Raw genomic sequence first — 12,232 nt, forward strand, 5'->3', positions numbered from 1 at the left:
GGGCAAAAAGTCTGCTGTTAGAAGCGGACCACAGAGTGGATCGGCATCATGTGCAGATCGCGGTAGCCGACAGGGATACCGGAGTTCAGTGCGTCGATGATCTGGCCGTTGCCGGCGTAGATAGCGACGTGGGACGCGCCACCGTAGTAGGCAACGATGTCACCCGGCTGAATATCGCTCAGAGCGACCTGCTGGCCGGCGGCGGCCTGAGCCTGGGAGGTACGCGGAATGGACTTGCCAGCCTGAGCGTAAACCCAGGAGGTGAAGCCGGAGCAGTCGAAGGCGTTCGGGCCGGCAGCGCCGTAGACGTACGGGGAGCCGATCTTGGACTGCGCGATGGAAACGATGCGCTCGCCAGCGGACGGCTCCGGAGCCGGCGCTGGAGCGGCAACCGGTGCGGAGTAGGTCTGCTGGACCGGAGCCGGAGCCGGAGCTGCCGGGCGGACCTGCTGCTCAACGTTTGCGAGGAACTGGCTGAATCCCGGAACGTTAGCGACGCCCGGCATTGCCTTCACGGAAGCGATAGCGTTCTGAACGTTGCCGCTTGCAGGTGCACCTGCGAGCGACGGGATCCAGGCGTCGATGCCCGGAATGGAAGTGATACCCGGGACATTCTCAATGCCCGGAACCTGGGCGGAAACCGGAGTGGTGGGAACACGGACCTCTGCTGCGGAGGATGCGGCCGGCGCGACCAGTGCAGCGCCTGCTGCGACGGCTACGGTAGCCGCTGCTGCGCGTGCTGCGGTGTTGTTCTGGCGACGGTGCTTTGCCACGATAGTTTTCTCCATATCTTCTCTTCGCCAACCGGGTTAGCTGTCGGGCGGGGTGCTGAGAAATGGCCCTGCGCCCCAAGGAAGCATTTGACTCCCCTTTGGTTCCCCGGTCCCCGTGGCGCGCGTTCCGCGGGTGCGGATCGCCGCTTCGGGTTACGGCTCATATGTTGTTTTTCGGTACATGCTGCCAACGGCTGTTGTCGCAATGTCTCGAACAGGTTACGAAACGGCAACAACGGTGTCCACCCGCCACGCCGTTACAGTTCCGTTACCAAGAAAAAATGCGTGTGACGCGTCCGCATCTCAGCTTTTTTCATCTGACACTCAGTCACCCCAAAATGCCCCATTTACCCATATTGCGCTGCATGTTCACACCGTCACGACGCCGAACATACCGGCGCCCGCAACTTGCACGCTGCCACAACCTGAAAATCTCTGTGGTCTTTGTCACATGCCCTTGTTTACGGGTTTGTAATCAAGAAAAAGCCCCTTCCCCGAAGCCGGGAAAGGGGCTAAATCGCGACCGCTAAGGCGTTATATCTACTCCGCGTTCTCGTTGGTGGCGTCGCGGTCGGAGCGGTCCTTCGTGGCCTCGAGCGCGCGCAGCGTCTCGACGGCCTCGTGGTGCTTCTGCTCCTCTGCGTCGCGCACACGCTCGGTGACACCGAGCTCTGCCGGGGAGAACTTGCCGATGGTGTCGGAGTCCGCGAAGCCGAGCTGGTTCATCTGCTTCGGCACGCGGGCGCCGGCGTAGTCCAGCGGCACCGGGTGGCCGTGCTCGTCCACCGGACCCAGCGGCTGGTGGATCTCCACGAACGCACCGTTAGGCAGGCGCTTGATCACGCCGGTCTCGATGCCGTGCTCCAGTACCTCACGGTCGGAGCGCTGCAGACCGATGCATAGGCGGTACGTGATGAAGAAGGCCAGCGGCGGCAGCACGATCAGGCCGATGCGGCCGACCCAGGTCATCGCGTTGAGCGAGATCTCGAAGAAGTGCGCCACGTGGTCGTTACCACCGGAGATTGTCAGCAGCAGGAAGAAGGTCAGGCCCATGACGCCGACACCGGTACGTACAGGAACGTCACGCGGACGCTGCAGCAGGTTGTGGTGGGCGGTGTCGCCGGTGACCTTCTGCTCGATGAACGGGTAGGTGATCAGCAGGACAACCATCAGGCCACAGAGCAGTGCCACCCAGAATGCACCCGGGATGGTGTAGTTGCCCAGGTAGAGCTCCCACGCCGGCATGACACGGGCAGCGCCGTCAGTCCACAGCATGTAGATGTCCGGCTGGGAACCTGAGGAGACCTGCGACGGGTTGTACGGTCCGATGTTCCAGATGCCGTTGATTGTGGTCAGACCAGCCATTGCGGCCAGGACCGCGAACACGACCATCATGTAGCCGATTGCCTCGGTGGCGAACACCGGCATGATGCGCACGCCGACAACGTTGTTCTCGGTGCGGCCCGGGCCCGGGAACTGGGTGTGCTTCTGGAACCAGACAAGTGCGAGGTGAGCTGCAACCAGGGCGAGGATGATGCCCGGCAGGATCAGCACGTGGAGGATGTAGAAGCGGTCCAGCATCAGGTCCGACGGGAAGTCGCCGCCGAAGATAGCCCAGTGAATCCAGGTGCCGATGATCGGCAGGCCCAAGATGATGGCGGACATGATTCGCAGGCCGACGCCGGAGAGCAGGTCGTCCGGCAGGGAGTAACCCATGAAGCCCTCGATCATGCCCAGCAGCACGAGGGTGACACCGATGAGCCAGTTGGCCTCACGCGGGCGACGGAACGCGCCGGTGAAGAACACGCGCATCATGTGGGCGAACATCGCCATCATGAACATCAATGCGGCCCAGTGGTGCATCTGGCGGACAAACAGGCCGCCACGCACGTCGAAGGAAATATCCAGCGCGGTTGCGTATGCGCGGGACATCTCGACGCCGTTGAGCGGCAGGTACGCACCGTCGTAGATGACCTTTGTAATAGAAGGGTCAAAGAACAGTGCCAGGTAAACACCGGTCAGCAGCAAGATGATGAAGCTGTACAGCGCCATCTCGCCGAGCATGAAGGACCAGTGGGTCGGGAAGACCTTGTTCAGCTGCGGGCGCAGGACGCCCGAGATTGTGTAGCGCGAATCAACGTTGTCCGCGACTTGCTCAAGTTTAGTGCTCATTAGGACTGACGCTCCCAGAATGCCGGGCCGACGGGCTCAATGAAGTTCCCGTTGGCGATGAGGTAACCGTCTTCGTCAACAGTCACAGGCAGCTGCGGCAGTGCACGAGCGGCCGGGCCGAAGACCGGCTTGCCGTACTGCAGAGCATCGAACTGCGACTGGTGGCACGGGCACAGGATGCGGTTGGTCTGAGCCTCGTAGAGCGAGGTCGGGCAACCGATGTGCGTGCAGATCTTGGAGTAGGCGTAGTAGTCGCCGTAGTGGAAGTCCTCCTGGCCCTCACGCTCGATCGCCTTCTTCGCGTCCTGAGAACGAAGACGAATGAGCATGACAGAGTTGCGCGGACCGTGGAGGGAGTGCATGTGGTGCTCGTAGACATCGCGCTCAGGGTCGTAGTCTTTGCCGTCGTTGACGTCCTCCGGGTAGAGCGGGAACACCGTCTCCATGGCACCGGCCGGAAGATCCTCCGGGCGCATACGCACCAGGCGGGACACACCAGCGGTGGTGTAGTGGGAACCCGTCTGGCCCTCGTGCAGCTCGGCGATAGCGCCGGTGTCGCGGCCGAGGTAGACCTTCACGCCCTTGTCCTGAATGGTCCAACCGTGGGTCCACAGGGTGCCGTCGCCGTGGTAGTCCAGCTCGTGGCGGACCTTCCACGGGTTCTTAATCATGCCGCCGAGCGGAGCGATGACCATCAGACCGGCGAGAACACCCGCGGTGCCCAGCAGACCCTTCAGCGCCGAGCGGCGGCCCAGCGTCGAGGTCTCCCACGCGTCGTTCAACAGCGCGGTAGTGGTGCGGCGGTCCAACTCGCTGGAGCGGCCGTCGTGGCGACGCTGCACCGCGATCTCTTCGGGCACGAACTTCTTCACGTATTGGATGATGGCGACGCCGAGGCCGCAGAACGCCAGCGCGGCGGTCAGGCCGAGCAGCGGCGTGTAGAGGGTGTAGATAAACAGGCCCTCATCGCCGTGGAACTTCGGCTCCCACGGCCAGAACAGGTAAACGCCGAGGAAGGCCAACGCCGAGATGATCGAGATGGTCAGCCAGATACCAATGCCGGTGGCAGCGGACTTCTCGCGCGGGTCGCCCTCGACCGGGAAGCGCTCCTTGCGGTACGCCACCGTGACGTCGTCGAGCTCGGTGCCCAGGGCGGCCAGCTCCGCATTGCTCATGCGGTCCAGCTCTTCCTTCGTGTAATTCTTCTTCACATCACTCATGAGCGAGATCCAATCCACATAGCAGCGGCAGCGACCAGGGTCACGCCGATGATCCACATCGCCATACCTTCAGAAACCGGGCCGAGGCCACCGAGGGCGTAGCCGCCCGGGGACGGGGTTTCCTTGGTGGACTTGATGAAGGCGATGATGTCCTTCTTCTCGTCAGCGGAGAGCTGACGGTCAGAGAACTTCGGCATGTTCTGCGGGCCGGTGAGCATGGCCTGGTAGATCTCCTGCTCGTTGGCCGGATCAAGCGTCGGCGCGTACTTACCGGACGACAGTGCGCCGCCGCGGCCGGTGAAGTTGTGGCAGGACGCGCAGTTCAGGCGGAACAGCTCGCCGCCGCGGGCGACGTCTGCTTCCTGGATGTTGCCGTCGTAGTCCTTGCCACGCAGCTCTTCCATGGCCAGCGAGCCGTCCTCGTTGTACACCAGCTCCGGGCCGCCGCCGTTCGCCGCAACGTAGGCGGCGAGGGCGAGAGCCTGCTCTTCGGTGTAGCGCGGACGCTTGCGTTCAGCCTGAGCGTCGTTGGACATCATCGGCATACGGCCGGAATTGACCTGGAAGTACACGGCGCCTTCGCCGGTACCGATGAGCGACGGACCACGGTCCTCGACGCCCTGCAGGTTCGCGCCGTGGCAGGTGATGCAAGCGACGTCGTAGAGGTCCTTGCCCTCCTGGATCAGTGCCTGGTCATCACGGGCCGCCGTTGCCACCTGTGAGTTCGGGGTGAGCGCGGATGCGAGCAGACCCGCACCGGTCAACCCCAGCGTCAGGGCTGCTGCGCCAGCGAGCGTGCGCTGCGTCTTGCGTCCCTGGCGCTTCTTCTTGGGTGTGTTTTCCATTGTGTTCCCTTTATCGACTTTTCAGAATTTTTCCGCTCCCCCAGGCAATCGCCTGGAGGCGCACTACTGAACGATGTAGATGGTGATGAACACGCCGACCCAGATGGCATCGACGAAGTGCCAGTAGTAGGAAACTGCCATCGCGGCGGTTGCCTGAGCCGGGGTGAACTTCGACTTGGCAACGCGCAGCAGCACCACGATGAACGCGATGATGCCGGCGGTCACGTGGGCCATGTGGAAGCCGGTGATGATGTACACCACCGAACCGAAGACGGAGGACTGCGGCGTTACGCCGGCCATGACCATCTCGGTCCACTCAAAGGCCACCAGGCCGAGGAAGATGACGCCTAGCACAACGGTCACGGTGAACCACTTGCGCAGGCCGAACACGTCACCCCTCTCGGCGGCGAACACACCGAACTGGGAGGTGAAGGAGGACGCGATCAGCACGACGGTGATAATTCCGCCGAACAGAATGTTGAGGTGATCGGTCTGAGTGCTCCAGTCACCGTTGGCGAGGCCGTTTGCGCGCGACGTGAAGTACATCGCGAACAAACCGGCAAAGAACATGAGCTCTTGGGCGAGGAACGCAATCGTGCCCACGCTGACCATGTTCGGACGGTTCAGCGCTGGGACGCGATTCTGCGGCGTCGCCATATCTTGGTTTGTCATTGCGGTCGTCACGGGTGTGATTATCCCCTATTTCGTCCTGATATTCATCTCACTCACCCCCGAAATTTTCCTGTGAACCTGTGCGCCACCAGCGTCTTTTGCATACACACGTATGACGGAAAAACTTTTTTATTTTTTCGGGAACTTTTCTGCCCCAAATCCGACTAGATCAATGCTGGTCATCGCGTCAGGCGGCGATCCCCCTCCCCCACCGAGAGATTTCGGCCCGCATTTTCGCGCATTTTTCCGCGGGCGGTGAAGTTCCCAAGTGTGCCTGATCTCACACCCTCTGTGGTCCGACTCGGCGGGCTAAATGGGGGACAAACTTTCGGATGATCGGAACCTAAACTGCACCATAACGACAGAAAAATCCCCCGTCGCGACCGTTCGCGGCGGGGGAGTTTTTCTTCAGCGTCTAGTGCTTCTCACGCGGAATACCGTACTGCAGGCTCAGCATGGCGGTGGCCCAAATCAGGAACACTGCACCAAGGGCGAGCAGCCACAGCTGCCAGAAGGCAATGCCCAGGCCGAGCACGCAGATGGCGACGGACATCGTGAACGGCCAGATGGAGCTCGGGGAGAAGAAGCCGAGCACGCCGGCGCCGTCTTCGATCTCCGCCTCTTCCCAGTCCTCCGGGACGATATCCATGCGACGCTCGGTGATGTCGAGGTAGCCGGCGAGCATGAAGGACATGACAGCAGCCAGCACGAGACCAACAGCGCCGACCCACTCCACACCGAAGAGGTACGCGTCCTCACCGATCCAAGCGGTGGCGAGGATGTAGAACACGGCCATCAAAGCAAGGAAGGTGCCGATGGCGTAGAAAACCTTTGATCCAGTTCCCATGGCTTCGCTCTCTCTTTCTTAAACGTTCGCGTTCGGGTCGACAGAGTTGTTGCCGTCGCGGGTGTCAGTGCGGCCCGAGACGAACGGACGGGTGGAGGTGGCGTACGGGTCCTCACCGATGGACTTCAGCGCCTCGGAGTTCGGGGCACCCGGGTTGTCCCGGCGGAACTGGATGTACTGCTCGAACTTCTCCGGGCTCACAGCGCGGACCTCGAAGTTCATCATTGCGTGGTAGGTACCGCACATCTCAGCACAGCGGCCGACGAAGGCGCCCTCTTCCTCAATGCGCTCAATCTGGAACGCGCGCTGCTGTTGGTTGTTCTCCGGGTGCGCGTAGACGTCGCGCTTGAACAGGAACTCCGGAACCCAGAACGCGTGGTTCACGTCGCCGGACGCGAGGCGGAACTCAATCGCCGTGTCGGTCGGCAGCACCAGCACCGGCACCTCTTCGGTGGAGCCGATGGTCTCGATCTCGTTGAAGTTGAGGTAGGACTGGTCGCCCATGGACGTGCCGTGGATCGGGTTCGCGTTGTGCATGTCCTCCGGATCGAACTTGGTCTCCTCGGCGAGCGCCTGACGTTCGGCATCCAGACCGTCGTAGTCCTGGCCGTCCGCGGTCAGGTCGCCGGCAACGTTGGCGTAGCCGAACTTCCAGTTCCACTGGTAGCCGGTGACGTCGACGGTCACCTTCGGATCCTTGTCCAGGGCGGTGGTCTTCGTCTGCGCCTGAACGGTGAAGAAGAACAGCACCATGACGATGATGATCGGCAGGACGGTCAGCCCCAGCTCGAGGCCGATGTTGTACTGCGTCTGGCGCGGGAACTCGCCGGCGCCGCTCTTCGCGCGGGCCTTAGAGTTCCAGCGGACGATGGCCATGATGAACAGCCCCCACATGATGATGCCGATAATCCAGGCGGCAACCCAGGTCCAGACCCAGAAGTTGTACATCTGGGTGCCCTCAGGGGTGACTGGGTCCGGCCAGCCCATGTCGAGGATGTTTGCGACCGCCTCCGGCGCAGCGACGTCACAGCCAGCGAGCCCGAAGCTGCCGAGCAGGAGTGCTGCCGCGACGCCGGCCTTCTTGGCGAAACCGCGGTTTACTTCCTTATCCACGTGTGTCTGCCTTCCTGTCCACACTAAAAACACTGAATGTTCATGTTCGTGACAGAACATTCCTACGGGGCCAGAATAGTTCATCCGGCCTGGCCCATCGGAATCTTGAAAGTGGAGGCTGCGGTGGGGGCCGGAGGTTCGTCGATAAGCAAGTGCTTAGCGACGATAACGCTTCGCTAAGCAAACGAGACCGCGAAAAAGTTCATCCTTAAGTTGGCCCCCTTATGGGGCACGGCGAAAGTTGGGCGGTTCCGGTTCACGAAAACGGGGTGCAAAACCTTATTGTTGAGGGGACTTCCCGCCGCGTGAAAACGGCGCACCTTATATATACGGAGAGGTTTGAGTATGTGTGGCCTTCTTGCCCTTCTAACCGCGGACGCAAACGCAGCCAAGTTCGTTGATTCTGTCGAGCGCGCCCTGCCGTGCATGTACCACCGCGGCCCGGACGCGGCCGGCACCTGGAACGACGACTCGGCCGTGTTCGGGTTTAACCGCTTGGCCATCATCGACCTCGAGCACTCCCACCAGCCGCTGCGTTGGGGCCCAGCAGACAACCCGGAGCGTTACGCGCTGACCTTCAACGGCGAGATCTACAACTACATTGAGCTGCGCGAAGAACTGCAGGCCGCCGGCCACACCTTCAACACGTCCGGCGACGGCGAGCCGATCGTGGTGGGCTTCCACCACTGGGGCGCGAACGTTGTGGAGCACCTGCGCGGCATGTTCGCGTTTGTCATCTGGGACACCGAGACGCAGACGATGTTCGCGGCGCGCGACCAGTTCGGCATCAAGCCGCTGTTCTACGCCACCACCGATAAGGGCACGGTCTTCGCCTCCGAGAAGAAGTCCATCCTGGAGATGGCGCCGGAGCTCGGTCTAGGCCTGGATCTTGACCGTCGTGCGATCGAGCACTACGTGGACCTGCAGTACGTGCCCGAGCCGGAGAGCCTCCACAAGGAGATCCGCCGCGTCGAGTCCGGCTGCACCGTCACCTTGAAGCCGGGCGGAAAGGTGCACTCGGACCGCTACTTCAAGCCGCACTTCAAATCCCAGCCAGTGCCGAAGGGCAAGGAGCAGGACCTCTACGACCGCATCGCGCATGCACTTGAGAATTCGGTGGAAAAGCACATGCGTGCCGACGTCACCGTTGGCTCCTTCCTCTCCGGCGGCATCGACTCCACCGCGATTGCCGCCCTGGCGAAGCGCCACAACCCGAACCTGCTCACCTTCACCACCGGTTTTGAGCGCGAGGGCTACTCCGAGGTGGACGTGGCCGCCGAGTCCGCCGAGGCGATCGGCGTGGAGCACATCGTGAAGATTGTCTCCCCGGAGGAGTACGCCAACGCCATTCCGAAGATCATGTGGTACCTGGACGACCCGGTGGCGGACCCGTCCCTGGTGCCGCTGTTCTTCGTGGCGCAGGAGGCCCGCAAGCACGTCAAGGTGGTGCTCTCCGGCGAGGGCGCCGACGAGCTGTTCGGCGGCTACACCATTTACAAGGAGCCGCTGTCGCTCGCGCCGTTTGAGAAGCTGCCGGGTGCACTGAACAAGGGCCTGAACCGTTTGAGCCGCGTGCTGCCGGAGGGCATGAAGGGCAAGAGCCTACTCGAGCGCGGCACCACCCCGATCGAGGACCGCTACTACGGCAACGCCCGCTCCTTCAACTTCGATCAGCTCAGCCGCGTGCTGCCGTGGGCGAAGCGCGAATGGGACCACCGCGAGGTCACCGCCCCGATCTACGCCGCCTCCACCGAGATGGACCCGGTGGCGCGCATGCAGAACCTGGACCTGTTTACCTGGATGCGCGGCGACATCCTGGTCAAGGCCGACAAGATGAACATGGCCAACTCGCTGGAGCTGCGCGTTCCCTTCCTGGACAAAGAAGTCTTCGAGGTCGCCCAGACCATCCCGTTTGACCAGAAGATCGCCAACGGCACCACCAAGTACGCCCTGCGCAAGGCGATGGAGCAGATCGTGCCGCCGCACGTTTTGCACCGCAAGAAGCTGGGCTTCCCGGTGCCGATGCGCCACTGGCTGGCGGGCGACGAACTCTACGGCTGGGCGCAGGACACCATCCGCGAATCCCAGACCGACGACATCTTCGCCAAGGACCAAGTCCTGGAGATGCTCAAGGAGCACCGCGACGGTGTCTCCGACCACTCCCGCCGCCTGTGGACGGTGCTGGCGTTCATGGTCTGGCACGGCATCTTTGTCGAGCACCGCATCGACCCGCAGATCGAGCACAAGGACTACCCGGTCCAGCTCTAGGTAGTGCCTGCACTACCTCAAACGTAGAGCCAGGGGTGTTGTGCTGCGCCCTGCGCGCCGGTTGGATGAGATGCATGTCAAAAGCACGCAAAGTTCTTCTCACGGTCGGCGGCCTGATGGTCGCGCTCATTCTCGCAGCGGCTACCGTCTTGTACGTCTACGGTCCCGCTGCCACCGCCATGTACACCGGCACCGCTCGGTTCTTTGGCACGGACACCCCGAAGCGCTACACCTCTACGGTGCTCGACCTCGCCGGCCAGGGCATCTACGCGGATTCTGCGGAGTTTGCGGAGGCCAGCGCGGCCGCTCGAGAGGAAGCGAAGCATGCGGAGACGCTCGAGGACATCCGTCCCGCACTCAACAAAGCGGTCCACGCCGCCGGAGGCAAGCACTCCAAACTGATCGCACCGGTCACTGGCGACGATGACGAGGTTGCTGAAACGGAGGCCGCCAGCGTAGCGGTCAGAAACGGCGTCGCGGTTGCGACAGTGCCTGGAATCGACCGTCACGCTGACCTCCAGGCATATGCGGACACCCTCACCAGCGGCCTGATCCAAGCCCGGGATGATGGGGCTTGTGGGGCTATCGTGGACCTGCGCGGTAACTACGGTGGCGATATGGGGCCGATGCTCGCAGGGCTCTCGCCTCTACTTCCAGACGGTGAGGTACTCGAATTTGTCACAGCCGGCGGCTCGATGCCGGTCAGCGTCAGTGGTAACGCGGTCAACGGCGGAGGAAGCGCTGTGGAAACCGCGGGTGGCAAATGGGACGCGCCTACCGCTGTGCTTGTAGACGAACACACCGCCTCGTCCGGTGAAGCAACGATGTTGTCGTTCCGCGGCTTGGAACGCTCACGCAGCTTCGGTGCACCGACGGCCGGCTATGCCTCGGCCAACATGGTCTACGACTTTCCCGACGGAAGCAGCCTGATGCTCACCATTGCGAAGGACCGCGCCCGGACCGGCGAAACGTTCGCGGAGGATCCCATCCGTCCCGATGCTGGGGGTGGTGAAGCAGACGCGCTGGCGTGGCTCGCCGAGGAGCATGGCTGCCGGTAGGACACGAAAAAGCTCCGCACTGTTTCACGGTGCGGAGCTTTAGTCGTCGATAAGCAGGAAGTGCTTAGTTGAAGCTGTCGCCGCAGGCGCAGGCGGAACCGGCGTTCGGGTTATCGATGGTGAAGCCCTGCTGCTCGATGGTGTCCGCGAAATCGATGGTGGCACCCATGAGGTACGGCACGCTCATCTTGTCCACGACCAGGCGCACGCCGCCGACCTCGTCGGCCTTGTCGCCGTCCAGGTCACGGTCGTCGAAGTAGAGCTGGTAGCGCAGGCCAGCGCAGCCGCCCGGCTGGACAGCGATACGCAGGGAAAGGTCGTTGCGACCCTCCTGGTCAAGCAGCGCCTTCGCCTTCGCTGCGGCGGCCTCGGTCAGGTTCACGCCGGTGGTAGAGGTAGGGGCAGTCATTGCAGTCTCCTTCGTGCGTCGACTTCAAGCTTCGATGTGGAGTGGCGCCCATGCTACGCGCCACTGGCTACAGACTGTGCAACCGCCCGCCCCGCCGGTCTATTCCACTTGGGCTCGCGCGCCTTGTAGCCTAAAGAGCGTGAAACTTCCCTGGCAGAAATCCGAGCACAACGCCGACGCAGCGGGCGCGGCGGGCTCCACGAAGGTTGAAATGCCCGACGCGAAGCCTGAAGCAGAGCAGGCGGAGAAGAAGCTCCCCAAGGGCTACACCCCGCCGAAGGGCCGCCCGACACCGAAGCGCATCGACCAAGAGATCAAGCGCGGCGTGGTGCGCGACCCCAACGCCGCCACCCCGGCGCAGATCCGTCAGCGCGAAAAAGAGCTGAAGAAGACCATGTCCAAAGAGGAGTGGAAAGCGCACAAGAAAAAGGTGCGGGAGGAAAACCGCGCCCGCAACCGCGAAATCCAGGCCCGCATGGACGCCGGCGACGAGCGTTACCTCACCGAACGCGACCGCGGCGAAGTGCGCGGGTACGTGCGCGACTGGGTGGACTCCAAGCGCTTCTTCAACAACTACGTCATGCCGGCGGCGCTCGTGCTGCTGCTGATCATGCTGATTGGCACCTGGTTGCCGCGCGTGTCCGCCGTGCTGTCGCTGCTCAGCCTGCTGTTCATGCTGACCATCTTCATCGAGGGTGTCATCATCGGCATCCGCGCCAACCGCGCGGTGCGCGAGAAGTTCCCGCAGGCCGACACCGGCTTCGGCCTGGGCATGTACGCCTTCTCCCGCGCCACCCAGCCGCGCAACTGGCGCACCCCGAAGCCGCGCGTGGCCGTAGGAGAAAAGGTCTAGGC

The 12,232-nt window shown here is 62.6% G+C and carries 11 protein-coding genes and 1 riboswitch; of the genes, 3 read left to right on the forward strand and 8 right to left on the reverse strand.

Going from position 1 to position 12,232, the window contains the following annotated elements:
- Positions 1-17: 17 nt before the first annotated feature.
- From CAFEA_RS07690 to ctaC, 7 genes are all read right to left on the reverse strand, one after another.
- Positions 18-773: a C40 family peptidase gene (locus CAFEA_RS07690; protein ID WP_063938861.1), complete on the reverse strand. Its 756-nt coding sequence runs from the start codon at positions 771-773 to the stop codon at positions 18-20.
- Positions 774-783: 10 nt separating this feature from the next.
- Positions 784-915, reverse strand: a riboswitch (cyclic di-AMP (ydaO/yuaA leader).
- Between the two features lie 398 nt (positions 916-1,313).
- Positions 1,314-2,945, reverse strand: a complete 1,632-nt coding sequence (gene qcrB, locus CAFEA_RS07695; RefSeq protein WP_063938818.1) for a cytochrome bc1 complex cytochrome b subunit — start codon at positions 2,943-2,945, stop codon at positions 1,314-1,316.
- On the reverse strand, positions 2,945-4,165 hold the full coding sequence (qcrA, locus tag CAFEA_RS07700) for a cytochrome bc1 complex Rieske iron-sulfur subunit (protein ID WP_034998503.1): 1,221 nt from the start codon (positions 4,163-4,165) through the stop codon (positions 2,945-2,947). Before qcrA ends, qcrB begins: the two co-directional genes overlap by 1 nt.
- Positions 4,162-5,010, reverse strand: coding sequence for a cytochrome bc1 complex diheme cytochrome c subunit (gene qcrC, locus CAFEA_RS07705; RefSeq protein ID WP_063938819.1), 849 nt, complete (start codon positions 5,008-5,010; stop codon positions 4,162-4,164). The genes qcrA and qcrC overlap by 4 nt, the downstream gene beginning before the upstream one ends.
- A gap of 63 nt (positions 5,011-5,073) precedes the next feature.
- Positions 5,074-5,694, reverse strand: coding sequence for an aa3-type cytochrome oxidase subunit III (gene ctaE, locus CAFEA_RS07710; protein WP_172796744.1), 621 nt, complete (start codon positions 5,692-5,694; stop codon positions 5,074-5,076).
- Positions 5,695-6,097: 403 nt separating this feature from the next.
- Positions 6,098-6,529: an aa3-type cytochrome oxidase subunit IV gene (gene ctaF / locus CAFEA_RS07715; protein ID WP_063938821.1), complete on the reverse strand. Its 432-nt coding sequence runs from the start codon at positions 6,527-6,529 to the stop codon at positions 6,098-6,100.
- Positions 6,530-6,547: 18 nt separating this feature from the next.
- The gene (ctaC, locus tag CAFEA_RS07720) at positions 6,548-7,642 is read right to left on the reverse strand and encodes an aa3-type cytochrome oxidase subunit II (RefSeq protein WP_034998495.1); all 1,095 of its coding nucleotides are present in this window, start codon (positions 7,640-7,642) and stop codon (positions 6,548-6,550) included.
- A gap of 345 nt (positions 7,643-7,987) precedes the next feature.
- On the opposite strand from ctaC, the gene asnB reads away from it, so the two are divergent.
- Both asnB and CAFEA_RS07730 read left to right on the forward strand, forming a co-directional pair.
- A complete protein-coding gene (gene asnB / locus CAFEA_RS07725; protein WP_063938822.1) occupies positions 7,988-9,910 on the forward strand; it encodes an asparagine synthase (glutamine-hydrolyzing) in 1,923 nt (640 codons plus the stop codon).
- 74 nt (positions 9,911-9,984) lie between these two features.
- Positions 9,985-10,968 (forward strand): S41 family peptidase, encoded by a 984-nt coding sequence (locus CAFEA_RS07730; RefSeq protein ID WP_034998491.1) that lies wholly within the window; start codon positions 9,985-9,987, stop codon positions 10,966-10,968.
- Positions 10,969-11,032: 64 nt separating this feature from the next.
- Here the strand turns inward: CAFEA_RS07730 and CAFEA_RS07735 are convergent, their stop codons facing one another.
- Positions 11,033-11,377 carry a HesB/IscA family protein gene (locus CAFEA_RS07735; protein WP_034998489.1) on the reverse strand — a complete coding sequence of 115 codons (345 nt, stop codon included), beginning with the start codon at positions 11,375-11,377 and terminating at the stop codon, positions 11,033-11,035.
- A gap of 139 nt (positions 11,378-11,516) precedes the next feature.
- On the opposite strand from CAFEA_RS07735, the gene CAFEA_RS07740 reads away from it, so the two are divergent.
- A complete protein-coding gene (locus CAFEA_RS07740; RefSeq protein ID WP_063938823.1) occupies positions 11,517-12,230 on the forward strand; it encodes a DUF3043 domain-containing protein in 714 nt (237 codons plus the stop codon).
- The last annotated feature ends 2 nt before the right edge of the window (positions 12,231-12,232 follow it).

This window comes from Corynebacterium afermentans subsp. afermentans, from assembly GCF_030408355.1.
Lineage (GTDB): Bacteria > Actinomycetota > Actinomycetes > Mycobacteriales > Mycobacteriaceae > Corynebacterium > Corynebacterium afermentans.